25 protein-coding genes, 1 tRNA gene and 1 pseudogene are annotated in these 24,974 nt (G+C 70.9%); 12 read left to right on the top strand and 15 right to left on the bottom strand.

The features are described 5' to 3' along the window. Positions 1 to 3 precede the first annotated feature (3 nt). Positions 4 to 1,080, bottom strand: coding sequence for a GNAT family N-acetyltransferase (locus ABD299_RS09140; protein WP_344260243.1), 1,077 nt, complete (start codon positions 1,078 to 1,080; stop codon positions 4 to 6). A 31-nt stretch (positions 1,081 to 1,111) separates the two neighbouring features. On the opposite strand from ABD299_RS09140, the gene ABD299_RS09135 reads away from it, so the two are divergent. Both ABD299_RS09135 and ABD299_RS09130 read left to right on the top strand, forming a co-directional pair. Then, positions 1,112 to 1,630 carry a MarR family winged helix-turn-helix transcriptional regulator gene (locus ABD299_RS09135; RefSeq protein ID WP_344260241.1) on the top strand — a complete coding sequence of 173 codons (519 nt, stop codon included), beginning with the start codon at positions 1,112 to 1,114 and terminating at the stop codon, positions 1,628 to 1,630. 29 nt (positions 1,631 to 1,659) lie between these two features. Continuing rightward, positions 1,660 to 1,890, top strand: coding sequence for a helix-hairpin-helix domain-containing protein (locus ABD299_RS09130; protein WP_344260239.1), 231 nt, complete (start codon positions 1,660 to 1,662; stop codon positions 1,888 to 1,890). Between the two features lie 17 nt (positions 1,891 to 1,907). Here the strand turns inward: ABD299_RS09130 and ybiA are convergent, their stop codons facing one another. Both ybiA and ABD299_RS09120 read right to left on the bottom strand, forming a co-directional pair. Continuing rightward, entirely contained in the window at positions 1,908 to 2,501 is a 594-nt protein-coding gene (ybiA, locus tag ABD299_RS09125) for a riboflavin biosynthesis intermediates N-glycosidase (protein ID WP_344260238.1), read from the bottom strand. A 100-nt stretch (positions 2,502 to 2,601) separates the two neighbouring features. Next, positions 2,602 to 3,228 (bottom strand): LysE/ArgO family amino acid transporter, encoded by a 627-nt coding sequence (locus ABD299_RS09120; RefSeq protein ID WP_344260236.1) that lies wholly within the window; start codon positions 3,226 to 3,228, stop codon positions 2,602 to 2,604. Between the two features lie 70 nt (positions 3,229 to 3,298). On the opposite strand from ABD299_RS09120, the gene ABD299_RS09115 reads away from it, so the two are divergent. The 4 genes from ABD299_RS09115 to ABD299_RS09100 all read left to right on the top strand — a co-directional run bounded on the left by ABD299_RS09115 (position 3,299) and on the right by ABD299_RS09100 (position 6,992). Then, positions 3,299 to 4,228 (top strand): LysR family transcriptional regulator ArgP, encoded by a 930-nt coding sequence (locus ABD299_RS09115; protein WP_344260447.1) that lies wholly within the window; start codon positions 3,299 to 3,301, stop codon positions 4,226 to 4,228. Between the two features lie 700 nt (positions 4,229 to 4,928). Beyond that, entirely contained in the window at positions 4,929 to 5,900 is a 972-nt protein-coding gene (locus ABD299_RS09110; protein WP_344260234.1) for a glycoside hydrolase family 6 protein, read from the top strand. A 419-nt stretch (positions 5,901 to 6,319) separates the two neighbouring features. After that, positions 6,320 to 6,553, top strand: a complete 234-nt coding sequence (locus ABD299_RS09105; RefSeq protein WP_344260231.1) for a FitA-like ribbon-helix-helix domain-containing protein — start codon at positions 6,320 to 6,322, stop codon at positions 6,551 to 6,553. A gap of 166 nt (positions 6,554 to 6,719) precedes the next feature. Further along, positions 6,720 to 6,992, top strand: coding sequence for a hypothetical protein (locus ABD299_RS09100; protein ID WP_344260229.1), 273 nt, complete (start codon positions 6,720 to 6,722; stop codon positions 6,990 to 6,992). 386 nt (positions 6,993 to 7,378) lie between these two features. Here ABD299_RS09100 and ABD299_RS09095 read toward each other — a convergent pair whose 3' ends face one another. Continuing rightward, positions 7,379 to 7,639, bottom strand: coding sequence for a hypothetical protein (locus ABD299_RS09095; protein WP_344260227.1), 261 nt, complete (start codon positions 7,637 to 7,639; stop codon positions 7,379 to 7,381). A gap of 94 nt (positions 7,640 to 7,733) precedes the next feature. Continuing rightward, the gene (locus ABD299_RS09090; protein ID WP_344260225.1) at positions 7,734 to 9,203 is read right to left on the bottom strand and encodes an endo-1,4-beta-xylanase; all 1,470 of its coding nucleotides are present in this window, start codon (positions 9,201 to 9,203) and stop codon (positions 7,734 to 7,736) included. Positions 9,204 to 10,081: 878 nt separating this feature from the next. Between ABD299_RS09090 and ABD299_RS09085 the strand changes: the two genes are divergently transcribed. Next, on the top strand, positions 10,082 to 11,548 hold the full coding sequence (locus ABD299_RS09085) for a non-reducing end alpha-L-arabinofuranosidase family hydrolase (RefSeq protein WP_344260223.1): 1,467 nt from the start codon (positions 10,082 to 10,084) through the stop codon (positions 11,546 to 11,548). A 422-nt stretch (positions 11,549 to 11,970) separates the two neighbouring features. On the opposite strand, the gene ABD299_RS09080 is transcribed toward ABD299_RS09085, so the two are convergent. The 7 genes from ABD299_RS09080 to ABD299_RS09050 form a co-directional block, all read right to left on the bottom strand. Next, complete coding sequence (locus ABD299_RS09080; protein WP_344260221.1) at positions 11,971 to 12,387, bottom strand: PIN domain nuclease; 417 nt, start codon at positions 12,385 to 12,387, stop codon at positions 11,971 to 11,973. Then, positions 12,384 to 12,575, bottom strand: coding sequence for a type II toxin-antitoxin system VapB family antitoxin (locus tag ABD299_RS09075; RefSeq protein ID WP_344260445.1), 192 nt, complete (start codon positions 12,573 to 12,575; stop codon positions 12,384 to 12,386). Before ABD299_RS09075 ends, ABD299_RS09080 begins: the two co-directional genes overlap by 4 nt. A gap of 215 nt (positions 12,576 to 12,790) precedes the next feature. Next, entirely contained in the window at positions 12,791 to 15,622 is a 2,832-nt protein-coding gene (locus ABD299_RS09070) for a DUF5682 family protein (RefSeq protein WP_344260219.1), read from the bottom strand. Next, positions 15,619 to 16,740, bottom strand: a complete 1,122-nt coding sequence (locus tag ABD299_RS09065; RefSeq protein ID WP_344260443.1) for an ATP-binding protein — start codon at positions 16,738 to 16,740, stop codon at positions 15,619 to 15,621. Before ABD299_RS09065 ends, ABD299_RS09070 begins: the two co-directional genes overlap by 4 nt. Positions 16,741 to 16,807: 67 nt before the next feature. After that, positions 16,808 to 18,313 carry a VWA domain-containing protein gene (locus ABD299_RS09060; protein WP_425581289.1) on the bottom strand — a complete coding sequence of 502 codons (1,506 nt, stop codon included), beginning with the start codon at positions 18,311 to 18,313 and terminating at the stop codon, positions 16,808 to 16,810. Beyond that, the gene (locus ABD299_RS09055) at positions 18,208 to 19,644 is read right to left on the bottom strand and encodes a hypothetical protein (protein ID WP_344260215.1); all 1,437 of its coding nucleotides are present in this window, start codon (positions 19,642 to 19,644) and stop codon (positions 18,208 to 18,210) included. The genes ABD299_RS09060 and ABD299_RS09055 overlap by 106 nt, the downstream gene beginning before the upstream one ends. After that, a complete protein-coding gene (locus tag ABD299_RS09050; protein WP_344260213.1) occupies positions 19,611 to 20,123 on the bottom strand; it encodes a hypothetical protein in 513 nt (170 codons plus the stop codon). Before ABD299_RS09050 ends, ABD299_RS09055 begins: the two co-directional genes overlap by 34 nt. Before the next feature lie 298 nt (positions 20,124 to 20,421). Between ABD299_RS09050 and ABD299_RS09045 the strand changes: the two are divergent. After that, positions 20,422 to 20,641: pseudogene (locus ABD299_RS09045) on the top strand (type II toxin-antitoxin system RelE/ParE family toxin); the annotation flags it as partial. Beyond that, complete coding sequence (locus ABD299_RS09040; RefSeq protein WP_344260211.1) at positions 20,641 to 20,964, top strand: helix-turn-helix domain-containing protein; 324 nt, start codon at positions 20,641 to 20,643, stop codon at positions 20,962 to 20,964. The pseudogene ABD299_RS09045 and the gene ABD299_RS09040, both read left to right, overlap by 1 nt. A 61-nt stretch (positions 20,965 to 21,025) precedes the next feature. On the opposite strand, the gene ABD299_RS09035 is transcribed toward ABD299_RS09040, so the two are convergent. After that, positions 21,026 to 21,099, bottom strand: a tRNA-Gly gene (locus tag ABD299_RS09035). A 293-nt stretch (positions 21,100 to 21,392) separates the two neighbouring features. On the opposite strand from ABD299_RS09035, the gene ABD299_RS09030 reads away from it, so the two are divergent. From ABD299_RS09030 to ABD299_RS09020, 3 genes are all read left to right on the top strand, one after another. Continuing rightward, entirely contained in the window at positions 21,393 to 21,848 is a 456-nt protein-coding gene (locus tag ABD299_RS09030) for an OsmC family protein (RefSeq protein ID WP_344260209.1), read from the top strand. Positions 21,849 to 21,937: 89 nt separating this feature from the next. Further along, positions 21,938 to 22,330 (top strand): thioredoxin, encoded by a 393-nt coding sequence (gene trxA / locus ABD299_RS09025; RefSeq protein ID WP_344260207.1) that lies wholly within the window; start codon positions 21,938 to 21,940, stop codon positions 22,328 to 22,330. A gap of 100 nt (positions 22,331 to 22,430) precedes the next feature. Beyond that, positions 22,431 to 22,589: a hypothetical protein gene (locus tag ABD299_RS09020; protein ID WP_425581288.1), complete on the top strand. Its 159-nt coding sequence runs from the start codon at positions 22,431 to 22,433 to the stop codon at positions 22,587 to 22,589. A 120-nt stretch (positions 22,590 to 22,709) separates the two neighbouring features. Here the strand turns inward: ABD299_RS09020 and ABD299_RS09015 are convergent, their stop codons facing one another. Together ABD299_RS09015 and dcd are read right to left on the bottom strand one after the other, a co-directional pair. Further along, the gene (locus ABD299_RS09015; protein WP_344260203.1) at positions 22,710 to 24,215 is read right to left on the bottom strand and encodes a ricin-type beta-trefoil lectin domain protein; all 1,506 of its coding nucleotides are present in this window, start codon (positions 24,213 to 24,215) and stop codon (positions 22,710 to 22,712) included. 182 nt (positions 24,216 to 24,397) lie between these two features. Further along, positions 24,398 to 24,973, bottom strand: a complete 576-nt coding sequence (gene dcd, locus ABD299_RS09010) for a dCTP deaminase (protein ID WP_344260202.1) — start codon at positions 24,971 to 24,973, stop codon at positions 24,398 to 24,400. Position 24,974: the final 1 nt, after the last annotated feature.

The raw sequence follows: 24,974 nt of genomic DNA, 5'->3' as shown, positions 1-24,974 counted from the left end.
GCGTCAGCCCGGGCGGCCGGATATGTCCTTGGCGAGGAGCACCGTCCCGTCAGGGGCGGCCCGTGACACCGGCTGGTACCCCTCACTCCGGTAGAAGTCGATGTTGTGCAGGCTCTTGGCGCCGGTGCACAGCACGATGCGGCGCAGGTCCGGTCCGGCGGTGGCCTCCGCGGTGCGCAGCAGCCACCGGCCCATGCCCCGGCCGCGCAGATCGGGTACGACGGCGAGCCGGCCCAGGTGCCAGTCGTTGGCGACGCGGCGGGCCCGGACCATGCCCAGCAGTCGTCCGTCGAGCCGGACGCCCGTGGTGTGCCAGCTCGTCAGCCACCCGCGCACGTCCTCCGGCGACTCGTGCAGGGCCGGTATGGCGAGGGTGTCGTTGGCGATGGCCTCTTCCGCCCAGCAGCACCGCTGCAGCACGGTGACTTCCGCCGCGTCGTCCGGGGTGAGCTGCCTGGCGTAGCTCCCGGGCACGGGGGCGGGCGCGGTCCCGGGCCGCCCGCGCTCGCGCATCGGGCGCAGGGCGTGGGCGACCCGGGCCAGCTCGTCCAGGAGGGCGGTGGCCGCCGCGTCGCGGGCGGTGTCCGGCCGCAGCCGTCCCTCTTCCACGGCGTCGCCGATGCGGAGGGCGACCGTGGCTCCCAGCGGGACCAGGCGCAGCGTGGTCACCACCTGCTTGGCGTGCTGGACGGAACGGGTCCCGGCCGAGGTGTTGCCGTAGCTGACGAAGCCGACCGGTTTCCACGCCCACTCGCCGCCTAGGTAGTCCAGCGCGTTCTTCAGGGTCGCCGGCATCCCGTAGTTGTACTCCGGCGTGACCACGATGAATCCGTCGGCCGCGTCCACGATCCCGCTCCACCGGCGGGTGTGCTCCCGCCGGTAGACGCCCGAGGACGGATGTTCCTCCTCGTCGAGGAAGGGGAGCCCCAGGTCGCCGAGGGCCACCGGCACGAGCTCGGCGCCCAGTTCCGCGGCCCGGGGGGTGATCGCGTCGATCAGCCACCGGTTCACGGCGGGGCCGAGGGCGCCCGGGCGGGTGCTGCACATCAGAGCGAGAACGCGAAGCTTTTTCGTTGACATGGAAACAAACCCTAGGTGGTAGATTGCTTACATGTCAACGACCTCCTCGGCCGGTGCCGCGCGCTGGCTGACCCCCGACGAGGACCGGGCCTGGCGCGCCTTCCGGCGGGTCATGGTCGCCGTCCGGACCGGCACGGCTCGCGACCTGGCGGCGATCGGCCTGTCCGAAGCCGACTACGAGGTGCTGAGCACGCTCTCGGAACGTCCCGACCACACCAGCACGCTGGGCGAACAGGCCAAGAAGATGGGCTGGTCACGCAGCCGGCTGTCCCGGCACGCGACCCGCATGGAGGTGCGCGGCCTGCTGCGCCGCGCACCGGACCCCGCAGACGGCCGGGGCTGCCTGCTGGTGCTCACCGATGAAGGCCTTGACGCGCTCAAGGGCGCCGCGCCGGCCCACGTGGAGTCGGTGCGGCAGCACTTCATCGACCACCTTGCCCCGGAGGACCTCGCCGCCCTCGAACAGATCGCCCGGAGGCTGGAGGGAGCGGCCCCCGAACCGGTGACGACCCCGGCGAAGAGCCGCCCACGCGGCATACCTCAGAAGTGAGCGGAACCGACGAGGTGAGGAGAAGAGCGATGGCCGGAACACCCGATGTACGCCCCGTGGGGGACCTCCCGGACGAGATCGGCAGAACCGCCGCACGTGAGCTCTCCCTCCACGGCGTGACCAGCCTCGCCCGGGTGGCCGAGCACTCACGGAAGGAGCTGCTGGCCATCCACGGAGTCGGCCCCAAGGCGATCGCGATTCTCGGGGAAGCGCTGGCGGCGAAGGGCCTCGCCTACAAGGGGGACACGGCCGCGTCGTGACGCGGTCCGGTGGTCGGTCAGGCGCTCCGGGCCTCGGCGGCCAGCCGGGTCCGGGCCTCCATCAGAGCGAAGCCGAGAAGGTTCCGGCCGCGCCACAGGGCGGGGTCGGCGGCATGCTCGTCGGTGGCGGCGAGACCGATCCCCCACACCCGGTCCCGCGGGCTCGCCTCGACCAGGACCCGGCTCCCGGTGCCGAGCAGGTAGGCGCGCAGCGCCGGGTCCTGCCCGAACTTGGCGACGTTGCCCGCCACGACCAGGTCGAAGCGGGAGGCGGCCCAGCGTGCCTCGTCGAAGCCCCGGACCAGCCGTCCCAGCTTCTTGGCCTCCGCGGGGGTGCGGGCCGCGAGGATCGCCGGGAGCGCGTCGGTGTCGCCGAACAGGCGGGCCTTGCCCGCCATCATCCAGTGCTCCGCACCGGCATACGTCACGCCGTCCACGGTGAACGGCGCGGGCCACCACTGGCTGAGGACACCCGGCCCGATCGAGCCGTCCCGCCGCGGCCGGTGCCCCCAGAACATCAGCCACTTCGGCCGCGCCCCCGAAGCCATGAGCTCCACCAGCTCCTCCCGGGTGCGGGCCTGGTCCGGGCGCGTCGCGTCGGTCGTCTCCATGGCGGCGATCCTCGCAGCCCTCACCGACAGCGGACAAAGCGATTCGCGTGATGCCGCAGGGCCGCCGAGACGCCCCGGCAGGCGGCCCGAGGCGGCGCGGTCACAGGGCGCGGACCACCAGCATGGCGCCCATCGCGAGCATGATCGCGGCGATGAGGCTGTCCAGTACCCGCCAGGCGGAGGGCCGGGACAGGACGCCGCCGAGCAGCCGGGAGCCGTAGCCGAGGGCGGCGAACCACACCAGGCTGGCCGCCATCGCGCCGCCCCCGAAAGCCCACCGCAGGGAGCCGCGGTCGGCGGCGACCGCGCCGAGCAGCAGCACCGTGTCCAGGTAGACGTGCGGGTTGAGCCAGGTCATGGCCAGGCAGGTGAGCACCGCGGTGCGCACCGACCCGGCCGCGGCGCCTTCCGCCGACAGCGTCTGTCCGGGGGCGGGGCGTATCGCCCTGCGGGCGGCCAGGAGTCCGTAGCACAGCAGGAAGACGCCGCCTGCCAGGCCGATGACGGTCAGGGCGCCGGGCCACGCGCTGATCACGGTGCCGAACCCGGCCACGCCGAGCGCGATGAGCAGCGCGTCGGACACGGCGCAGATGCCGACGACGGCGAGTACGGCCTGCCTCCGCAGGCCTTGGCGCAGCACGAACGCGTTCTGCGCGCCGATGGCGACGATGAGGGACAAGCCCGTACCGAATCCGGCGGCGGCCGCCGTGAGAGACCCGCTGTTCATGGCTCCCGACGCTAGAGCCGGACACGTCATGAGTACAGCTGAACTTTCTTACATACCATTAGCCGCCATGATGACCGACCTGCCCCACGACCTGGTGCGCACCCTGCTCACCGTCGTCGACGAGGGAACCTTCGACGCGGCGGCGGCAGCCCTGTACGTCACGCCCTCCGCCGTCAGCCAGCGGGTGAAGGCGCTGGAGCAGCGCACCGGCCGGGTGCTGCTCGTCCGGACCAAACCGGTCCGGCCGACCGAGTCCGGGCAGGTGATCGTACGGCTCGCGCGCCGGCTCGCCGCGCTGGAGGACGGCGCCCGGCGGGAGCTGGGCATCGCGGCCGGGTCCGGCCCGGCCAGGCTGCCCATCGCGGTGAACGCGGACTCGCTGGCGACCTGGCTCCTGCCGGCCCTGACCCGGGTACCGCAGGACGGCCAGGTCTGCGTCGAACTGCACCGGGAGGACGAGGCGCACACCGCCGCGCTGCTGCGCGAGGGGCGGGTGATGGCCGCGGTGACGTCGCTGGCGGAGCCGGTGGCGGGCTGTGCGGTCCGACCGCTCGGCCTGGCCCGCTACCTGGCGGTCGCCAGCCCCGGGTTCGCGGCACGCCACCTCTCGGACGGCCCGGTGGCCGACCGCCTCCCGGACGCTCCGGTGATCATCTTCGACCGGCGTGACGAGACGCAGGACCGCTTCGTGCGCGCGCTGGCGCCCGAGCGCGCCGGCGCGGGCCCGCACCGGAACTACGTGCCCTCCACCGAGGGCTTCTGCGCGATGGTGGTCGCCGGCCACGGCTGGGGCCTGGTGCCGGCAAGCCAGGCGGAACCCCTGCTGCGTTCCGGTGCGCTCACCCAGCTCGCCCCCGAACGCCCTTGGGACGTACCGCTGTACTGGCAGCAGTGGAAGCTCGAGGTCCCCGCCCTCTCGCTGGTGGCCGACGCCATCACCGCGACCGCCGCCGAGCTCCTGCTTCCCCCGGTCCCCCGGAGCTTCACGGGACCGGCATGAGCACCGTGACGGGAGCCACTCCTGCGACAGCGAGGATGCCGCGCCGGACGAGTGGGTCGAGCCAGGCCCGGGCTCCCGGTCCGGTATGGCGCGCCGGGGCTGACGTGCCGGGCGGGTTGAAGCGGGAAGCCGGACGTCACGGCGCGACCCACGCCTGCCGCGGACCGGCGGATGCGCACCCGTGAAGCCGGCTGTGGCGGCTCCCGCCGCCGGACTGGGCCGAGCACGCTCCGCACTCAGCGGAAGGGAAAATGGTACTACCTATGTCGCATCCGTCTCGCTGCGCCTACGATTGACGGGTCCCCGAACCGCCTGACGCACGGTATGCCGGTCGTCGGGCGGGCCGTAACGGCCTGTGTACCCGAGCCGCAGGCCGGCATCGAGCGTACGTGCGCCATCCGTTTGTTCCGGTGAGGCTCCCTCCGCACGCCCGGTCGCCGGGCTCCTGAGGACACCAGGGGTTGTTGTGCGGGTGAGCCTTCTGCTGTGCCGTCATGGAGTCGCCGTGCCTTCCTTCAGCCTGCCGCAACGGCTTGTTGATGGCCCGTCGCACCGTGGTGCGTGCAGACGAACAGCCCGTACGTCACAGCCACGAACGGCGGTGGCGGCCGCCCGGCCGTCCACTGCCGCGTCGAACGGCGCCCGAGAGTTGTTCGACCTGACCAGCGACTGCTCCCTCCCCCATGAATGAGGTGCATCCATGCGTAAGCTCCTGCGCGGGTTAGTAGCGGCATCCCTCGCTCTCCCTCTGCTCCTGACCTCGGCGCCGTCCGCACAGGCGGCGTCCGACCCGGTCGCCATGACCGACGGCTTCTACGTCGACCCGAATTCCAGCCCCGCGGTCTGGGCGGCGGCCAACCCCGGTGACGGACGGGCCGCGGCGATCCGCGACTCCATCGCCAACACCCCGATGGCCCGCTGGTTCGGCTCCTGGAGCGGCGACATCGGCTCCGCCACCAGCTCCTACGTCGGCAGCGCGCAGGCCGCCAACAAGCTGCCGGTTCTCGTCGCCTACAACATCTACGGCCGCGACGCCTGCGGTGGTCACTCCGGAGGCGGAGCCGCTTCCCCGTCCGCGTACGCCGACTGGATCTCCGCCTTTGCCCGTGGCATCGGCAGCCGTCCGGCGGTCGTCATTCTCGAGCCCGACGCCCTGGGCGACTACAGCTGCATGAATCAGGGCCAGATCGAGGAGCGGCAGCGCATGCTCACCAACGCTCTCTCGCGGTTCCGGTCCGATGCGCCGAACGCCTGGGTCTATCTCGACGCGGGCAACCCCCGCTGGGTCGACGCCTGGACCATGTCCGAGCGGCTCCAGGCCTCCGGCCTCAGCCTTGCCAGGGGTTTCTCCCTCAACGTCTCGAACTTCATCCCCACGTCGGAGAACGTCTCCTACGCCGGCAGCGTCAACCAGGCGCTGAGCCAGCGTTACGGCTACAGCAAGCCGTTCGTCGTGGACACCAGCCGGAACGGGAACGGCTCGAACGGTGAGTGGTGCAACCCGGCCGGCCGCAAGATCGGCACTCCTCCCCAGCAGGGTGGCGGCGGCGCCGAGATGCTCCTGTGGATCAAGACCCCGGGTGAGTCAGACGGCAACTGCGGTGTCGGGCAGGGCTCCTCGGCCGGGCAGTTCCTGCCGGAGGTCGCCTACCGGATGGTCTACGGCTACTGACCGATGTCGGCGTCCTCGGCGCCGGCGCACCTCGCCGGCGCCGAGGACGGCCGCGCTGCCCTCCGGCCGAAGCCACGCCGCCGCTTACCCCGGCATCCAGTCCTCGCAGGTCCCTCGGGCCGACGAGGGCTGGACACCCCTGAGCCCCGTATCGCTGACGCGGGCGTTCACACGTGAGCGGGAGCCGGGGAGCTCGCTCTGAACTCCAAAAGCCTCGCCCTTCGGCGACACCGTGGACTGTGACCTGCTCAAACGTCGCCCTCGGGGGGCGTCAGTGGCCACAGGTCAGGGCGCGGGGGAGTCCAGCCGGTGAGCGGTACCGGGTGTGCCGGCCCATGGGTGGGTCCCAGGGAGGCGCGGGGAGCCGCTCACGATGACGAATGACTGCACAGTGATGTCACTGACGACAGAATGGAGTCATGGGTAGGGCATTCACCATCCGAGAAGTCCCGGACGACGTCGCCCGCCGCCTGAAGACACGCGTGGCCGAAGCGGGCCAGTCCCTCCAGGCAGATCTCCTGAGCCTTGTCACCCGCGAGGCGGCTGAACCCACCCTCGCTGAAATTGCAGCCCGGGCCGAGCGCTATGCCGTTCGCGAGGTCAGTACCGAAGGCATCCTCGCGGTGATCGACGAAGGGCGGGCCGATCGTTGATCGTCGTGGACTGCTCAACGCTCGTCGCCTTCCTCACGGACAGCGACCGGCGTGGACAGCAGGGCCGCAGCCGCATCGCCCGGGAACCGCGTCTCTATGCCCCGCATCTGCTGGACACCGAGATCGCTTCGGCACTACTGGGTATGCGCGCGGCACCCGAGGCGGCGTGCCCAAGGTTACGGCTGCCGAGCTCGACGAGCACTTCAAGACGTACGCAGCCCTGCCCACCCACAGAGGTGAGGCCGCCCCTCTTCTGCCTCGCGTACGCGTTCTGCACGCCGACTTGTACGCCAACGACGCCACATACGTCGCCTTGGCGGAAGTGCTCGGCATACCACTCGTCACCGCCGACGTGCGGATCAAGAAGGGCCTCACCAAGCCCAACGGCGGTTCCATGGCCCGTTGCGAGATCGACGTGATCGGGGGCATCTCGCGTTAGCCGGGCACGCTGGGGCACGTCGGGCACCAGCAGCCCGACCAGCTCCCCGACGTGCCACTGCCCGACAGCAGGATCGCCGAACGCCCTGGGGCGAGGAAGAAGAGGAGACGGATCCGGGGGCATGCTGATCACGTCGGTGGCCCTCTCCTCGGCCTCCACGCGCGTGCACCCGTGTTGTTCGACTGTGCCTGTTCGCCGCAGGAGGACCAGGCGTTCCCGCTCGTTCCGCCCGAGGCGACATCGCCGGCGGTTCCGCCTCCCCAGTGGAACGCGGAGATCAGCCGGCAGGGGTGGCTGTGGCCGTAGTGTCGGGAGCTCCGAGGATGAGGCTACGGTTCTTCCCGCCACTCCGGACCGTGTGCGTACCGCTTGTCGGACTCGGGGCGTTACCGCATCCGCCCTCGTCTCCGGACGACAGCTTGATCGTCTGCCATTGCTGGCCGGCGCTGCCCCAGTCGGCGTACTGAGACGACGTTGCCGCCGTCGGCGGTGGAGGCGCCCCGCGCCTCCACCGCCTTGCCGCTGGTGCGATCGGCGTACCAGCCGTTGGTGTCCACGGCCGTGGCCTCGACAGGCGCCGGCAGCTCCTGAGCGGGGGCGGTGATCACCGAGGTGAGCAGGCCGGTCGCGAGGACCGCCGCCGGCACGGAGGTGAACCGGGACCACCAGCGCGATCTGCGTGGGTGGGCGGAGAAGCCGCACCGTAGGTCTTCACCGGTTCACCCCCTTGTCAGCGGCACATCAGGTGAGAGTCCAGCGCTGGTTGTCGCCGTTCCAGCAGGAGTAGAGCTGGATCGCTGCGCCGTTGCCTGAGCCTGCGGCGTCGAGGCAGAGGCCGGACTGGACGCCGACGATGGAGCCGTCGGAGTTCACCTGCCACTTCTGGTTGTCGCCGCCCCAGCAGCTGTAGATCTGGACCCTGGTGCCGTTGCCGGTGCCGGCGGCGTCCAGGCACTTGTTGCCGTAGACCCTCAGCTCGCCGGCGGCGGTGTGCTCCCACTGCTGGTTGGTGCCGGTGTGGCAGTCCCACAGCTGGACCTGGGTGCCGTCGGCGGTGCTGGCGTTGGGTACGTCCAGGCAGCGGCCCGAGCCGACGCCCCTGATCTGCCCGCCGTCCGGAGGGGGCGTGGACGAGCCGCCGTTGAGCGCGTTGAGGACGGCGTCGTAGGCGGGCTTCTTGCTGCCGTCGTTGTTGAACAGCAGCGGCGTGTGGTGCGATCGCCAGGAGTCGCTGTCGCGCACACCCCAGACGGTGATGCCGAGGCAGCGCGCGACTGCCAGGCAGTCGTTGATCACGTTGGCGTAGGTCGTGGGCGAGGCGCCCTGGATGTCGAGTTCGGTGACGGACACGTCGACGCCGAGAGCGGCAAAACTCTGCAGGGTGGTACGGAAGTTGCTGTTGTAGGGGTTGCCTTCGTTGAAGTGCGCCTGGAAGCCGACGCAGTCGATCGGAACGCCGCGCTGCTTGAAGTCCCGCACCATGGCGTACATGGCCTGGGTCTTGGCCGCGTTCCAGTTCTCGACGTTGTAGTCGTTGTAGCAGAGCTTGGCGGCCGGGTCGGCGGCGCGCGCGGTGCGGAAGGCGACCTCGATCCAGTCGTTGCCGGTGCGCTGCAGGTTGGAGTCGCGCCGGGCTCCCGAACCGCCGTCTTCGAAGGCCTCGTTCACGACGTCCCACTCGACGATCTTGCCCCTGTAGTGGGCCATCACGCCGTTGATGTGGTCGATCATCGCCTGGCGCAGCGCACTGCCGCTCAGGTTCTGCATCCAGCCGGGCTGCTGGGAGTGCCAGGCCAGGGTGTGGCCGCGCACCTGCTTGCCGTTCTGCACCGCCCAGTTGTAGACGCGGTCACCGGCGGTGAAGTTGAACTGTCCCCGCTGCGGCTGGAGGGCGTCGATCTTCATCTCGTTCTCGGCCGTCACCGAGTTGAACTCGCGGTTCGCGATCGTCGTGTACGTCGAGTCGTTCAGTCTGTTCGCGGCGATGGCGACGCCGAAGTAACGACCGCTCTGCGCCGCCGCGGCGCCGAGCGTGGTCTGCGCCGCCTCGACGCCTTGCGTGCTCTCGGCGCCGGGCGTGTTCTCGGCGGCGTGTGTGCTCGGCGGCGCGACCAGTGCAGCGATCACCCCGAGGACGCCGACGACCAGCGCTATCAGCAGACCGCGGAACTTCCGGCGGACGGCGGGTGGGGATATGGCATACAAGCCCATGACTGTGTACTCCATCGCGGCTCAGCCGGGGGACCGCCACGCGGCGTCGCGTACCTCTTCCACTGTGCGAAGAGTCAGGCTGCGCTGGTGCGAACCTCACCGGATCGGAAAAACGGGGTGGTGCGGGTGCTGTGGTGCGCGGTTCTGCCGTGCAGCACAGAGGCTCGCGGCACACTGTTCGTTATTTCGGACAGTGATCGCCTCCACAGACAGGGAGAGTGCGGGATTGACGGTGGATCGTCAACCCTCCAGGAGGGATTTCCGTTCATTGCCCGAAACTTTCCGGAAACCGGGCGAGTCCGTCGGGGCGCGGAGGCCCCGGCGCCGCCGTCGCCGGACGCGGCAGGACCGGGCCCCGGCGAAAGGCCCGAACCAGCAGGTCGGCAACCTCGCGCGGCCCCGAGCCGACCGGGTCCGTGTTCCGGCCGACGGCTCGAGGCCGGGTGCCGGCCAGGGCCGGGTGTGCTCGCTCAAGCCTGAAGGAGAGGCGCTGTTTATGGACAGATCGGCGACAGGCCTTGACCGGGGAGGTCTCACGTTCCTAGCTTGTCGCGTCAAGGATTCCGTGAAGTTCCGTAAGGTTTTCGGTAACTGACACTTCCACCCCGGAGGTCTCCATGGCCCACTCGCCCGGACACCTGATGGATCCGCCGGCGTGACGGCCTTCCGGCGGTAGCCGTCACAACCGGCCGTCCCCTGGGGTGGCTGAAGGACGAAGACCTGCCTCCTCCCGGTCCACGGCGACGTGCTCCGGCTTGAACCCAGCGCACCAGCACGTCGGCATACACGGCCGCCTTCGCACTCTCCCGTCCCCGACCCCGGGCGGCCGCTCCGCGGTTCACCGGGGTCACTCACCCCCCAGAACAGGGAGGCCTCTGATGTGGTTCCGCCGTCCGTCCCCGCTCCGCCCGAGACGCCTGCTCGCCGTCCTTGCGCCCTTACTGCTCGTCGCCACCTTTCTCGGTGCCCAGCCCGCCGGCGCGGCGACCGTGGACCCCGACGCCTCGTATGTGCTGATCAACCGCAACAGCGGCAAGGCGCTGGACGTCTACAACCGGGCGACCGACGACGGCGCCCGCATCACCCAGTGGACCAGGAACGATCAGAGCCAGCAGCAGTGGCAGTTCGCCGACTCCGGTAACGGCTACTACCGCATCAAGTCCCGCCACTCCGGCAAGGTCCTGGACGTCCACAACTGGTCCACCGCGAACGGCGGCTCGATCGTCCAGTGGGCCGACCTGAACGCCACCAATCAGCAGTGGCGGCTGGCCGACAGCTCGGACGGCTACGTGAGGTTCATTTCGCGCCACAGCAACAAGGCGCTCGAAGTACAAGGCGGCTCCACCGCCGACAACGCGAACATCGTCCAGTACGACGACTGGGGCGGCGCCAACCAGCAGTGGCAGCTCGTCAGGGTCGGCGACAGCAACCCCGGGCCCTGCGCTCTTCCCTCGACATACCGCTGGACATCAACGGGCGCGCTGGCACAGCCCAAGCCGGGGTGGGTCTCGCTGAAGGACTTCACCGTCGTCCCCTACAACGGCCGGCACCTCGTCTATGCGACGACGCACGACACGGGGACGCGCTGGGGGTCGATGAACTTCGACCTGTTCAGCGACTGGTCACAGATGGCCTCGGCCGGCCAGAACACGATGTCGGCTTCCACCGTCGCGCCCACGCTCTTCTACTTCGCGCCGAAGAACATCTGGGTGCTCGCCTACCAATGGGGCAGGACTTCCTTCTCCTACCGGACCTCCAGCGACCCCACCAACCCGAACGGCTGGTCGGCCGAGCAGGAGCTCTTCTCCGGAAGCATCTCCAACTCCCCGACCGGACCCATCGACCAGGCGCTCATCGCCGACGACACGCACATGTACCTGTTCTTCGCCGGTGACAACGGCAGGATCTACCGGGCCAGTATGCCGATCGGGAACTTCCCGGGCAGCTTCGGCACGAACTCGACAGTGATCATGAGCGATACGACGAACAACCTGTTCGAAGCCCCGCAGGTCTACAAGCTGCAGGGCGAGAACCGCTACCTCATGATCGTCGAGGCGATCGGCTCGCAGGGCCGTTACTTCCGCTCGTTCACAGCCACGAGCCTGAACGGCTCGTGGACGCCCCAGGCCGCGACCGAGAGCAACCCCTTCGCCGGCAAGGCCAACAGCGGCGCCACCTGGACCAACGACATCAGCCACGGCGAACTGCTCCGCACCAGCGCCGATCAGACCATGACCATCGACCCCTGCAACCTGCAGCTCCTCTACCAGGGACGCAGCCCCGACTCCGGCGGCGACTACGGCCTCCTCCCCTACCGCCCGGGCCTGCTGACACTGCAGCGCTGACGGCGCGGACCGGCGGGCTCGGCGGAAGGCCGAGCCCGCCGGTTCACGTGACAACGTCAGGACTCATGCGGCGACGGAGCGGGGGTCGAGCAGCGCTCATCAGCCCGAGCGGCGCTCATCAGCCCGAGCGGCGTTCCGCTCAAGAAGGTCCCAGCTGTTGATCGACCTCGGCGTCACACGGTCGCACCCGCGGCCTGAGACCTCCAACGACTTGGTGAGCGCTCCCGCTTCAGGGATCGCTTCTCAGGGCCCGCGGAGGGTCTGCTGACCTGCCGGAACACCGCTCACGACACCTCGTTCCTCCGCTGCTGGGGCTCCCGTCGGCCGCGCTTACCGCCCTGGGGAGCACGCATCGGGCACGGCACCAGAAAGGAGCCGGCGGTAGTCCCTGAGTTGGCGGTGCAGCGATGCGGGATGTGTCCTCAGTCGGCGGTGCCGGGTTCGGCTACCCACTGGTGGGGCTGGCCCGTAATGGCGGCGATCTGTTCGTAGTCTTCGTCGTAGTGCAGGATGCTCACGCGGTGCCGCTCGGCGGTCGCGGCGATCAAGAGGTCCGCGGTGGACAGGGCGTGGTGGTTGCCTTTGCGGATGGCCTGTACCTGGATGTCCAGGGCCCGGTCCCATACTTCGTCGGGGCAGGGCAGATAGTCGAAGCCGCGCAGCAGATCACGGATGAGGTCTGCTTCCCGGGCGTTACGGGCCGAGTACAGCATCTCGACCTCGACCACACCGGTGACGGCGAGAAGGCCGCGTTGGACGAGCGGGTCGAGAATGGCCCGGACCCCTGGTTTGCCACGGCGTGCCAGGGCGGACTTGTCGAGCAGATAGCGCACCCTCACGCTGCCCGGGCGTCGTGGCTGAGGTCGATCTCGCCGCTGTCGATCGCATCCATGAGGGCCATCCGCTTGTGCAGCTTGATCGTCTCGTCGATGGCCCGCCGGACGGCCTCGGCTTTGGTCTTTGCCCCGTACAGGCGCATCAGTTCCTCGGTTGCCTGGTCGTCCAGGTCGATCACGGTCCTCGACATGCTTCCTCCCGGTTGTGGACGATACCTAAACGATATCGCGGTCTTCGGCTGCAAGGTATCGAGTGTGGACCCGTGCTGCTCCTGGTGCCGCCGCAGGTCGTCGCCGAGGAGTTGGTGCCGGATCTGGCGCGCCACTGCCGGCCGACAGCGGTGCCCCGCCGGTCCTCGACCCGGCGGGGCACCGTCTCGTACGGGCCCGTCTCGTGCGCGGCGGGTCAGCCCGGCAGCAGTTCCGCCACCGCCGCCGCCGTCTCCGGGTGGGCGGCGAGCAGGGCGGCGCCCACCGGCTCCGCCGACGCCCAACCGTCGTTCCTTAGGCCCAGCAGCTCCGCCACCGCGTCACAGGCCGCCGGATGCGCGGCGAGCAAGGCGACGCCCCGTCCGCCGCCGCGTCCCGCCGCCCCGGCCGCAGCCGGTGTCTCCGGCCGCTCCCGCCACGGCGGCACCCAGGCGTCCAGCTCCTCCAGTCGCCCGGGGAAGATCCTCCCGGCCTCCCGGATCAGCAGCGGCGCCAGCTCGGCGCCCTCCGCGCGGAGCGTGGTGATCAGCGTCGGCAGCCAGGGCAGCAGCACCGGATCCGGCAGCCGCCCGAAAGCCTGCGACACCGCCTCCACCACGAACCCGGCCAGGCCCGGAACCGGCTCCAGGGCGTGCAGAAAGCCGCTGAGGTAGCGCGGATAGGCGGGCACCACCAGCGGATGGGCGAGCAGTTCCGCGCACCGGGCCCGCAGCTCCTCCCGGGACAGCGTCCCCAGCTGCGTCTGCGCCGCCCACAGCAGCGCCGACTTCGCCGGGTCCTCCGGATGCGACTGGCCGACCGCCAGCTCCAGCTGGGTTCGGTCGCAGCCCAGCGACAGTGCCAGGCCCTCCATGCTGAACAGAAAGCCCAGCATGGCCGCCACCTGCCGCACCGTGGCGTCATCCTCGGTGAACGCCGTCGGCAGCAGGGTGCAGTAGTGCGCATAGCCGGTGGTGACGAAGGACTCAATCCAGCACGGGAGTTCGGCCCCGCTGGTGCGGTAGTACGCGAGCAGCCGCCGGACCCGCCGCAGCACCTCCGGCGCGCCGTCCACCCCGCGCTCGGCGCGCAGCACCTCCAGGGCGCGGGCGCCCAGCTCCTCGGCGAGGCGACGGCTGCCCAGGTAGAGCGTGGCGTCCTCCACGGCCGCCAGCACGCCCGCGATGGTGACCTGCGCGTCGTACGCCGCGCGCCGCAGCCGTTGTTCCAGGACCTGTTCGATGCTGACGCCCTCGTAGCCCAGCTCGATCAGGGCCCTCTGGTGGATGCCGAGCGCCAGGTCCCAGGACTCCTGGAGGGACTTCTCGCCCAGCCGCCGCTCGCCCATGATCGGCCGGGCGGCGCCCTTCGGCAGCAGATAACGCAGCATCCACAGCACATCGGAGCACTGCTGCAGCTCCGGCCGCCCCGCGATGTCCAGCAGTGCCCGCTGCACCCCGCGCCGCTCCAGCTTCAGCTGCAGCGGCGCCAGCCGGTCGTGCACGTCGCGGGCCAGTGGCGGCAGCGCGTCATAGCCGACCTTGCCGGTGCGGTCGCCACCCATCATGATCTCCACCAGGCGGCGGACGTCCCGGCGGCCGGGCACCGCGTCCTTCTCGATGCAGGTGACGGCCGCGTCCTGGAAGTCGTACGGCGTCGGTTTGGCGCGGTCCCGCATCCCGGCGAGCAGGATCGAGGTCTCGAAGACGGCGATGGCGTCGGCGGTGGAGGAGAGGTAGCCGTTGCGGCGGGCGGCCCGCACGATGTCCACCGACCAGCCGAGGAGTTCGGCCTCGTCCAGTTGGTCCAGCACGGGCGACTGCTGGAGGAATCCGGTCAGCCGGTCCCCGGCCGGTGTGGTGCCCGGGTCGGGTGCCGGGGCCGCGATCTTCTTCCGGGCCCGCGGCGCCTTCGTCTTCTTCGTCCCGGACTGGCCGGCCAGGCGGTACGGCTGGACGCGGGTGCGCTTCAGGTTTTTCGCCCAGACCGAGGCGGCGATCGACACCGATCCCCCGGCGAGGCCGAACTGCGCCTCGATCGCCGCGTGGCTGGACGGGATCAGGCCGTACTGCCAGGTGGTGGCGGTGCGCGGGCTGATCTCGAAGGTGTCCTCGCCCGTGAGGCCGAACTCGGCGACCCGGCTGGCGGCGTGGAAGGCGCCGCAGACGTAGAGGCAGTCAGCTGGGTCGGTGCCGGTGGCGGCCAGATGCTGCCGCATCCGGGTCCACATGTACCGCTCGCGGTCCTCGTCCACCCGCATCCGGTCGCCGCCGGGCGCCAGGCGCCGGAAGAGGCTGCCGATCAGCAGCATCACCTGCCGGTAGGTGTCGTGGTCGCTGTCGCCGAGCGGTAGTTCCACGTACTGGTGCCACCACTCGGACCAGTGCCGCACCCGGCCGTGCCGCAGCAGATGCTCCTCCAGTCCGGCGAAGCGCGGCCGCAGATCGCCGATCTCCACGCCCACCGCATCACCGTGCAGTGCGGCCCCGTCGGCCTCGGCGCCGCCTTCCTCACCGTCGGCGTGGGCATCCTGGTCGTCGGCTCGCTGGGCTCGCTCGTCCCACTGGAAGACATGGTCCGCGGATCGGTCCACCAGGACCAGCTCCACGCCCGGCGTGTCCAGGGCGTAGGCGATGGCCTGGTATTCGGCGGAGGCCTCGGTGACCGGGGCCACCACCGACAGCGGGGACCAGTCCGCCGGGAAGCCCTCCACCTCGGTCGCGAACGCCTGGACGGCTACCGGAAGCTGGCAGTTCCGCAGCTCGGTGAGGAGCGGCGCCAGGTCCTCGCACAGCTCCAGATAGACGACCCTGGGCTGCTTCTCGCGGAGGCGGCGGGCCATCGCGGTGGCGGAGGCGGGCGAGTGGTGGCAGACCGGGAAGATCTCCAGCGGCTCCCGGGCGGCGCGGTCCACGTCGTCGACGATGCCGAGCAGCAGGTCCTCCAGGGCGCCGGGCCCGTCGGCGAAGGCCGCAGCAGCATCCCGCAGCTGGCCGCGCAGCGCGTCAAAGCCCCCGCTGGCTGCGGTAACTGTGGTGGAACCGCTCATGACAGGGTCGCGATCGTGTCCCGGCCGCCTGCCAGGAACTCCGGCCAGGGCCCGCCCTCTTCCTTGCTGCGCGGCTCGACGACGCCGTGCAGATATTTGTTGAGAATGGCGAGGTCTTCGGGGGCCCGCCGGGAGAGCGAGCCGACGAAGGAGGACGCCAGGGTGCGGGCGGTCAGCGCGGTCTCGCCGAAGAAGTTGCTGTGCAGGACGGCGTCTTCCAGCACGCCGATCTGCTCGGCGGTGGACAGCGCGGACTCCAGCTTCTGGTCATCGCTGCCCGCCGCGGCGGAGGAAGCCCGCAGGTCGGCGAAGCTGCGCAGCAGCACGTCGAGCAGGGTCGGCGGCACGTCCAGCTCGATCTGGTGGCGGCGCAGCAGCTCCTCGGTGCGGAAGCGGACGATCTCCGTCTCGCTCTTCTTGTTGGTCACCACCGGGATGCGGACGAAGTTGAAGCGCCGCTTGAGCGCCGAGGACAGGTCGTTGACGCCGCGGTCGCGGCTGTTGGCGGTGGCGATCACGGAGAAGCCGGGCTTGGCGAAGATGATGCTGTCGCGGTCGGCGCTGTCCAGCTCCGGGACGGAGATGTACTTCTCGGAGAGGATCGAGATCAGCGCGTCCTGCACATCGCTGGTGGCGCGCGTCAGCTCCTCGAAGCGGCCGATGGTGCCGGCCTCCATGGCGGTCATCAGTGGTGAGGGGATCATCGACTCGCGGGACTGGCCCTGGGCGATGACCATGGAGACGTTCCAGGAGTACTTGATGTGGTCCTCGGTAGTCCCGGCGGTGCCCTGGACGACGAGGGTGGAGTTCCGGGAGATCGCGGCGGACAGCAGCTCGGCCAGCCAGCTCTTGCCGGTGCCGGGGTCGCCGATCAGCAGCAGGCCGCGGTCAGAGGCCAGCGTGACGATGGAACGCTCCACAAAAGTTCGGTCGCCGAACCACTTCGGGGCGATCTCCCGGTCCAGGCCGTCGGAACGCTCGGAGCCGAGGATGAACAGCCGGACCATCTTCGGGGAGAGACGCCAGGAGAACGGCTTGGGGCTGTCGTCCATGGACTCCAGCCAGTCCAGCTCTTCCGCGTACTTGATCTCGGCCGGCGCGCGCAGGAGTTCCGGCATGTCAGACATGGGGGTGCCTCTCTTGGCAGGTAGTGGATGAGCGCGGGCGTCAGGTGCTCGGGCGTGCTCAGGTGAGGAAGGTCTTGAGCTCCTGGACGAGCTTCTTGATGTGACCGGATATCACCGGGGTGCCGAGGTCCTTGAAGCGCTCCCGGAACCACGGGTTGACGCTGCCGCGGCCGGAGCTGTTGACCGAGCCGACGGGGATGAACTTGGCGCCGGAGCGGTGGATGGCCGCCATGCTCTCGAAGAGCGGTTCGCGCTGCCATTCGTAGAAGTCGGAGATCCAGACGACGACGGAGTTCCGCGGCTCGGTGATCTTCGGCTGGGCGAGGGCCATCGCGGCCGTGCCGTCGGTGCCGCCGCCGAGGTTGGTGCGCAGCAGGGTCTCGAAGGGATCGTGCACCCAGGGGGTGAGGTCCAGGGCCCGGGTGTCGTACGCGACCAGGTGGACGTCGACCTTGGGCAGACCGGCGAAGATGGACGCCAGGATTGTGCAGTTGACCATGGAATCGACCATCGAGCCGGACTGGTCGACGACCACGATCAGCCGTTGCGGGGTCGTCTTGCGGGCCGTCTGCCGGTAGTAGAGGCGGTCGACGTAGAGCCGCTCCTCCTCCGGGCTCCAGTTGGTGAGGTTCTTCCAGATGGTGCGGTCGAGGTCGAGATTGCGGAAGACCCGCTTGGGCGGCACCGAGCGGTCGATGGGGCCGACCGTGGCCCTCTCCACCTGCGTGCGCAGCACCCCGGCGACCTCGTCCACAAAGCGGCGGATCAGGTCCTTGGCGTTGGCCAGGGCGAGGCCGGAGAGATTGTCCTTGTCGCGCAGCAGCTGCTCGATCAGGGACATGCTGGGCGTCAGCTGGTCGGCCAGCTGCTGGTCGGCCAGCACCTCGCGCAGCCGCATGCGGTCGACCAGATCGGCCTCGATGGCGCCGAGTTCGGGCCCGATCTCGGGGATCAGGCGGCTGAGGTCGGGGCTCGGGCCCCCGGCGCCGGTGCAGGTCGGGTTGACGCCGGGCCCTGCCGGGCGGGCGCCCCGCAGCTCGCCGGGCCGGCAGCCGAAGGCGCGCTCCAGCCAGCCCGCGTCGGACTGCCAGCGGGCCAGCTGCCCGGCGGTCACCGCGCCCGGCTCCTGGACGAAGACATTGAGGAGCACCTTGCTGGCCAGCGCGGCCCGCCGTACTTCCCCCTCGCGGTCTGTCTCCCCCTCCTCTGCCGGGGCCGGCTCGGGGGTCATCAGGCCGTCGAACTCGGTGGCCAGGTCGGGGTGGCGCTGGACCAGGGAGTCCACGGAGGTGCCCGGGTCGAGCAGGGCGGGCGGCAGGCCGAGATCTTCCACCACGGCGAGGCTGGCCGACTCCAGCGAGGCCTGCTCCTCGCCGTTGAAGAGGCGGGCGAGCAGCCGCCAGTAGAGCACCTGCCGCCGGTTCTCCTGGGCGTTCGGTTCGGCGCGGGCTTCGTCCGTCACGTTCGCAGCAGCCTTCCCGCTCGCTCCCGGAGCACCGTCACCGCGTCGGTGGCGGCCTTCTCCGCCTTGGCCCCGGCCTTGTCGGCGGTGCCCCCGGCCCATCCACCGGCGTGCACGGCCACCGGTTGCTTCTTGACGGTCTTCTCCACTGCCAGCGGCTGGACGTGGAACGCCCCGGCGTCCCAGCGCAGCAGCCCGATGCAGGCGGCCGACTTCGCCACGTCCTTCGCCGTGAGGGGACTGGCGGCCGGTATCCGGTCGGCGTCCACCGACAGCGCGGTGCCGTCCCCGCCGGGGAAGGTGAACGTCACGCTGCCGTCCTCGTCCTGCGCCGCCCGGTAGCCCTCCAGCAGCACCGGCACGGCGAGGCGCGCCGGGTGCCGGTCCAGGGGGGCGGTCACCGGGTCGGTGGCGGTGGCCAGCGCGACACGGGCGGTGGTGAAGGCGTCGGCGGTCTCGTCCGGGCGGGCCTTCTCCTTGTCCCACAGCAGATCGCCGTCCGCCGTGACCGGCATGCCGGTCAGCTCCATGGCCCGGCCCTCGCCGACCGCCGCGAGCAGCGACAGGCGGGGCCGCAGCAGCTGCCACAGTCCGGCGCCGATGACGGTGTCCGGCTTGGGCGTGGCAGCGCCGGCCCGCACCAGGCGGGGCGGGCCGCCGTCGTCCGGCTCGAACACCGCGTGGACCTGGGCCTGGACGGCAGTGGCGTGCTCGTGGAGGTCCACGCCGAGCGGCAGCAGTCGCCCGGTGAGGGTGCCGCCCGGCTGCGGGTCCGCGGCGCCGGGCAGGGCCAGCAGCAGCGCCCGCGACCACAGGTCGCCCCAGCGGCGCTCCGGCACCCGCTCCAGGTCGGCCCCGGGGCAGGACGCCGCCAGCTCGGCGGCGAAGCCGTCGAGCAGCGTCGCCAGCCGCCGCAGCGCCGGGTCCGGCAGCATCGCGGAGACGACCTGCGCCGAGGCGGCGATGGTGTCGTGGTCGATGCCGCGCCAGCCGCAGCGGGCCAGGTCGGCGAGCCAGGCGCGGGCGGCGGCCAGCAGGTTCGCCGCCGTGGGCTCGCGGCGCGGTGCGGGCTCGGGGGCCGTGCCCGGCGAGCGGCCGGTGGCCTCGGCGACGCCGTCGGCCAGCGCGTCGTGCACGGAGCCGAGCAGCGCGACGCGGGCGGCGGCCAGCACCGTGAAGTGGTCCTCGCCGGCCGTCCCGGCCGCGGCCTTGTCCGCCGCCTCGGCCGTGCGGGCGGCCAGCGGGCTGCCCGCCACCGCCTGGGCGAGTGCTGCCAGCCCGGCGGTCTGCGCGGGTCCCGGGCGCAGCAGCCCGCCGGTCAGCGCCGCGTCCAGGGCATCCACGGCCGCCAGGGCCTCGTCCAGCCCTGCCACCGGGGCGGCCAGCACATCCGCGCGCATCAGGCCACCGCCGCACGGGTCGCCGGGAACCACTGCATCTCCGGCAACGGCGCCGTGTCCGGGGCGAGTTCGAGATAGGCGAGATGTCGCAGGAAGCGGCTGAACACGGGTGCTGCGGCGGCCTTGCCGTCCTGCTGCTGCGCCGGGCGCGCCGCAACGATCCCGGCAGTGATGTCCTCCGCCGCAGGCGGGGCCTCCGCCGGCTCCACCTTCAGGTAGCGGGCGACACGCTGCGCGCCGTACTGCAGCACGGCCTCCTTGACCAGCGCGCGGATGTGGTTGCAGATCCAGCCCTGCGCACCGCCGCAGGGGCGGTTGTTGTTGGTGCTGCACGCGAAGGCGTAGCTCCCGGCCGCGACCGAGGAGACGTAGACCCGCTCCAGCGAGGACCCGCTGGAGACCACGCCCTGAAGCCGCCCGTCGGCCAGCTCGACAAACGGCACCTTGGCGAGCTTCCGCGCCCGCGCGGGCGCCACCACCCGCACCCCGCTCGACCTCTCCCAGGCAGACAACGCACCATCTCCAATGCACCAAGGGGGATTTCCGCACCAGACCGGCTCGGACACCTTCGAAGGTAGGCGCCCCCACTGACATTCCAGTCGACCACGCACGCCCCCCGCGAGACGTCGGGTCGCCACGGCCGTCCGGACCACCAGGTGCTGTTGGCACGTGTCGCACACTGGCTGGGTGAAGAGTCCACGCCCCGGGAACACCGAGAACGTTTCCGTGTCCGTGCCGGCCGACTTCGTGAGCTTCTTGCGGGGTCGCACGGGGAAGCGTGGCATGCAGGCGGGCGAGTCGGAGGAGGGCCTGGGTGAGGTTCCCCGTGAACTGTGGATGGTGCTTGACGGGGACGCTGTACGTCCCGTACTGGTTTGCCCCGGGTCGGCGGATCGTTCTGCTCACGGTTTTCCGCAAGACCAGGATGCGCGAGGCGGCCGAAGTCGAGCGAGCTCAACAAGCCCAGAAGATCTGCGAGGCCGAGCACGGCCAGGCGCAGCACACCTATGACCGTGTCAGGGAGGCGTGATGAACCACGGCCAGTGGAAGACGCGTCGTACCGAGCAGCTTCTCGGTGAGGTTGTGGAGTACGACCAGGAGTACATCGACGCCCGCCTCGCCGGTGACCTCGGCCAGGCCGTCTACGACCGCCGTGTCGAACTGGGCCTGTCCCAGACTGAACTGGCCGAGCGCGCATCGATGACCCAACCGCAGATTTCCCGCATCGAAGGTGGCGACACCGTGCCGACGCTTCCGCTGCTGCGTCGCCTGGCCAAGGCCCTGGACGGCTCCCTGAACGTCGCCCTTACCGCTGAAGACTCCCGCGTCACCTTTACCCCTCACGCCGCCTGAACAGTGCCCACCAGGGCCCGGCGACACCGAAGCCCCAGGTCGCTGACCTGGGGCTTCAAGCTGGAGCGGGCGACGGGAATCGAACCCGCGCTCTGAGCTTGGGAAGCTCATGTTCTACCATTAAACTACGCCCGCCGAGAGCTGCCGATGGCTGCTCGTCGCAGGTCACTCTACCTCATCGCCGATTCCCCGTGCACGGTCCGCGGCGGGGCGTGAGGGCGTGCCGGAGGGCTTCCGCGGGGTGGTGGGAGGGCGCGCGGGAGGGGTGTGGTGCGAGGGCCGGGCGGGGCGGAGCCGCAGGTCTTTCCGGGGCCGTGCGCGGGGGAGTTGGGGCCGGTTGGTCCCCGGGGGAGGTCTGTCGGCCCCGTCCGCCGACGGGGGGCCGGGGCGTGTACTGGAAGCAGGCACCCGAACCCGAGGAGACGGTGATGGCAACGACTCAGCAGATCGAGGTCCCGGTGGGCGGGGACACCGCGGAGGTTCTTCCGAGCGGGCGGATCGAGGTCGAGCCGGTGGTGGGGGACGCCTACCGGGTCGCGGTGCGCGGGCACAAGTTCCTGGTGGACCAGCCGGTCGGTGCCGGAGGCGCCGACGCGGGGGTGACGCCGGTGGAGCTGTTCGCCGCGTCCGTCGCCTCGTGCGTGGCCTTCTACGCGGGCCGCTACCTGCAGCGGCACGGCATCTCGCACGAGAAGCTGCGGGTGACGGCGGGCTTCGTGATGGCCCCGGACCGGCCGGCCCGGGTGGGCGGCATCCGGGTGCGCATCACACCGCCGCCGGAGCTGCCCGAACAGCGCCGCACGGCTCTGCTCGCGGTGGCCTCGCACTGCACCGTGCACAACAGCCTCATCCAGCCGCCCGACGTGCAGGTGACGCTCGACTGAGACCGCTCCCCGCCGGGTACGCGTTGCCGGGAAGGTATGAACACCGGCCCGGCCCCCACCGGGCGGGGACATCTCAGGAGGCAGTTCTCATGACGGCGACGGTCGAGCTGACCAAGGACAACTTCACCGAGGCGGTGGCGAGCAAGGACATCGTGCTGCTCGACTTCTGGGCCTCGTGGTGCGGGCCGTGCCGCTCGTTCGCGCCGGTCTTCGAGAAGGCGGCGGAGCGGCACGACGACCTGCTGTTCGGCAAGGTCGACACGGAGGCGGAGCAGGAGCTGGCGGCCTCGTTCCAGATCTCGTCGATTCCGACGCTGATGGTGGTGCGGGACCAGGTGGTGCTCTACTCGCAGCCCGGCGCGCTGCCCGAGCAGGCGCTGGAGGACCTCATCAAACAGGCGCGGGAGCTGGACATGGATGAGGTGCGCAAGCAGCTTGCGGAGGAGCAGGGCCCGCCCCCGGCCGGCCCGCCGTCCGGCTGAGCCCGTCCCGGTCGGGGCCGGTCCGGAGTGGCTGGCCGGGCGGCGTCGGTGGGATCGCCTAATGTGGCGGCGTCGTCCAGAGACAGGGGAGTGGCAAGCGTTGCAGACCACTGTTGTGCGGTGTGCCGATGGGCACCAGTTCAGCACCTCGCAGTTCCCGATGCAGCAGCTCGGCAGTGAGCGGATCGGCCCCGGCCGGCTGCTGCGGTGTCCGCGCTGCGCGCGGCTGCGCAGTGCGGTGCCGGTCGAGCGGCGGTAGGCGCGGAAGGCGGTAGGGGCAGGGGCCGTATCGGGCCGCGCGGTGCGCGGCGCCGGATACGGCCCCTGCTTTCTTGGGGGGACGCCGGCCGTGAGGGGGGTGGCGGCCGGCGGGGGATGGTCAGGTGAAGGACTGGGCGGGGCTGCCGTCGCACTCCTGGAGGGTGAGGCGGGAGGTGGGCCCGGTCAGGGTGGCGCACATGCCCGGGGCCTCGACGGGGGACAGGGTCCCGCCGGCGGTGGTCCACTGCTGGTTGCCCTGGCCGTGGCAGTCGAAGACCTGCAGGCCGGCGCCCGCCACGTACCTGCTGGAGGGGACGTCCAGGCAGCGGTCGTGGCTCAGCTCGATGTGCACGGTGCCCTTGGCGGTGTCCTGCCACCAGCCCTGGGAGCGGCTGTCGTCGCAGGCCGCGCCGGAGACGGCGGTGCGGTTGCGGGTCTTTTCACCGGCGACGCCCAGGCAGGTGCCGGTCCCGGCGTTGCGCAGCGGCGCGAACGAGTCGTCCCAGGCGCCCGCGTACAGCACGGCCTCCTCGGTGCCGGCCGGCACGGCGCAGGACGCCTCGCTGAGGCCGGAGGCGCGCAGCTGGGTCAGGCAGGAGGCGAACGCGCCGTGGCCGCGGCCGTTGGGGTGGAAGGACTGCCGCACGGAGTTGGAGTCGGGCGGGAACGGGTTGCTGAGGTCGACGGTCAGGCCGCGGACCCAGGGGGTCTCCATGCACACCTCGTGGCCGTGGAAGAGCCGGGAGGCGTCCAGGTAGGTGGCGCCGGCGTTGCGGACGGCCTCGCGCATGCCCTCCTGGAAGAGGGGAACGGCGGTGTTGCGTCCCCAGGCGGCGTCGGAGGTGTGGAGGGTGCATCCGCCGATGAGCTTGCCGGGGAAGCGGGGGTTGTCCTCGAAGTCGGGGCCGACGGGGCCGGGGTAGCCCATGACGACGAGGGTGTAGTCGGCGCGGCTGTAGCCGGCGTCGGCCATGACGGTGTGCAGGTCGTTGATGGTGGCCTCGACCTTGGGCTTGAGCCCGTCGACGCGGTCCTGCCATCCGGGGTTGTAGACGGGGGCGCACGGGCCCTGCCAGAGCAGGAACCAGCGGACGGTGCAGTCGGTCATGACCGGGCCGAACTCGAGGTCGTCGTTGGCGCCGGCGACCAGCAGGATGGTGTCGAGCCGGGTGTTGCGGGCGGCGATGGCCAGGCTGTCGCTCTGCACGAGTTCGTCGGCGTACTGCTGGCGGCCGCCGATGCGGATGTTCTCGGTCTTGGCGCCGGAGCAGGCGGCGTTGTAGGTGATGTCGGCGGGGATGCCGGTGCGGTGGATGGCGGCGTCGTGGGAGCGGTGGCACCAGTTGTCGGGGCCGTCGGTGGGGTCCTCGTAGTTGCCGACGCCCTCGCCGCTGATCTGGCTGTCGCCCAGGGAGATGATCGAGGTCTGGCGTTCGTCCATCGGCCGGACGGCGGGGTCGCCGTAGAGCTCGGTGGCTTCCGCGGCCCGGATCTCCTCCAGGTGGGCGGGCAGGGGGGTGGCCGGGACGGCGGGTTCCTCGGCGCCGGCGGTGGCGAGGCCGGTGGCGAGCAGGGGGATGAGGGCGGCCAGGACGACCGTGGTGCGTGTTCGCTTCCGAGCCATGTGGGGGCTCCCGTCAGCAGGCGGACATGGGGGTGGGGCTGCTGACGGTTTCTACTCGCAAGTAACGGCTTTGGGAATCCCCCGCGTTGAAATCCGCGGCGGTTTCCTGCGTGCGCCGGGGGCGGGCCGAGGCGCCCGCGCCCGTCCGTGACGGGGCGTGAACGGCGCCCGGGCCGGGGCGGTCAGACCTGGGTGCGGTGGAAGTTCAGGAAGGACCGGGAGGGGGTGGGCCCGCGCTGGTTCTGGTAGCGGGAGCCGGTGCCGGAGGAGCCGTAGGGGTGTTCGGCGGGGGAGGTCAGCCGGAACATGCAGAGCTGTCCGATCTTCATCCCGGGCCACAGCTTGATGGGGAGCGTCGCGACGTTCGACAGCTCCAGCGTGACGTGCCCGGAGAACCCGGGGTCGATGAACCCGGCCGTGGAGTGGGTGAGCAGCCCGAGCCTGCCCAGGGAGCTCTTGCCCTCCAGCCGGGAGGCGATGTCGTCGGGCAGGGACACCACTTCGTAGGTGGAGGCGAGCACGAACTCACCGGGGTGGAGGATGAACGGCTCGTCGCCCAGCGGCTCGATCATCCGGGTGAGGTCGGGCTGTTCGACGGAGGGGTCGATGTGCGGGTAGCGGTGGTTCTCGAAGACCCGGAAGTACCGGTCGAGCCGGACATCGATGCTGGAGGGCTGGATCATCGCCGGGTCGAACGGGTCGATGCCGACCCGTCCGGCGTCGATCTCGGTCCTGATGTCCTTGTCTGAGAGAAGCACG

This window comes from Streptomyces sodiiphilus (genome assembly GCF_039529215.1).
In the GTDB taxonomy this organism is placed as follows: Bacteria; Actinomycetota; Actinomycetes; order Streptomycetales; family Streptomycetaceae; genus Streptomyces; species Streptomyces sodiiphilus.
The sequence above is the reverse complement of the archived record's forward strand: the minus strand, read 5'-3'. Positions and strand labels throughout refer to the sequence as shown.

What these genes read in the sequence shown, in the direction of transcription:
- ABD299_RS09140 (WP_344260243.1), bottom strand. Translation starts at nt 1,080, where the DNA reads ATGTCAACGAAAAAGCTTCGCGTTCTCGCTCTGATGTGCAGCACCCGC.
- ABD299_RS09135 (WP_344260241.1), top strand. Translation starts at nt 1,112, where the DNA reads ATGTCAACGACCTCCTCGGCCGGTGCCGCGCGCTGGCTGACCCCCGAC.
- ABD299_RS09130 (WP_344260239.1), top strand. Translation starts at nt 1,660, where the DNA reads ATGGCCGGAACACCCGATGTACGCCCCGTGGGGGACCTCCCGGACGAG.
- ybiA (WP_344260238.1), bottom strand. Translation starts at nt 2,501, where the DNA reads ATGGAGACGACCGACGCGACGCGCCCGGACCAGGCCCGCACCCGGGAG.
- ABD299_RS09120 (WP_344260236.1), bottom strand. Translation starts at nt 3,228, where the DNA reads ATGAACAGCGGGTCTCTCACGGCGGCCGCCGCCGGATTCGGTACGGGC.
- ABD299_RS09115 (WP_344260447.1), top strand. Translation starts at nt 3,299, where the DNA reads ATGACCGACCTGCCCCACGACCTGGTGCGCACCCTGCTCACCGTCGTC.
- ABD299_RS09110 (WP_344260234.1), top strand. Translation starts at nt 4,929, where the DNA reads ATGCGTAAGCTCCTGCGCGGGTTAGTAGCGGCATCCCTCGCTCTCCCT.
- ABD299_RS09105 (WP_344260231.1), top strand. Translation starts at nt 6,320, where the DNA reads ATGGGTAGGGCATTCACCATCCGAGAAGTCCCGGACGACGTCGCCCGC.
- ABD299_RS09090 (WP_344260225.1), bottom strand. Translation starts at nt 9,203, where the DNA reads ATGGGCTTGTATGCCATATCCCCACCCGCCGTCCGCCGGAAGTTCCGC.
- ABD299_RS09085 (WP_344260223.1), top strand. Translation starts at nt 10,082, where the DNA reads ATGTGGTTCCGCCGTCCGTCCCCGCTCCGCCCGAGACGCCTGCTCGCC.
- ABD299_RS09075 (WP_344260445.1), bottom strand. Translation starts at nt 12,575, where the DNA reads ATGTCGAGGACCGTGATCGACCTGGACGACCAGGCAACCGAGGAACTG.
- ABD299_RS09070 (WP_344260219.1), bottom strand. Translation starts at nt 15,622, where the DNA reads ATGAGCGGTTCCACCACAGTTACCGCAGCCAGCGGGGGCTTTGACGCG.
- ABD299_RS09065 (WP_344260443.1), bottom strand. Translation starts at nt 16,740, where the DNA reads ATGCCGGAACTCCTGCGCGCGCCGGCCGAGATCAAGTACGCGGAAGAG.
- ABD299_RS09060 (WP_425581289.1), bottom strand. Translation starts at nt 18,313, where the DNA reads ATGGGCCGGGGGCACCGCCGACAAGGCCGGGGCCAAGGCGGAGAAGGC.
- ABD299_RS09040 (WP_344260211.1), top strand. Translation starts at nt 20,641, where the DNA reads ATGAACCACGGCCAGTGGAAGACGCGTCGTACCGAGCAGCTTCTCGGT.
- ABD299_RS09030 (WP_344260209.1), top strand. Translation starts at nt 21,393, where the DNA reads ATGGCAACGACTCAGCAGATCGAGGTCCCGGTGGGCGGGGACACCGCG.
- trxA (WP_344260207.1), top strand. Translation starts at nt 21,938, where the DNA reads ATGACGGCGACGGTCGAGCTGACCAAGGACAACTTCACCGAGGCGGTG.
- ABD299_RS09015 (WP_344260203.1), bottom strand. Translation starts at nt 24,215, where the DNA reads ATGGCTCGGAAGCGAACACGCACCACGGTCGTCCTGGCCGCCCTCATC.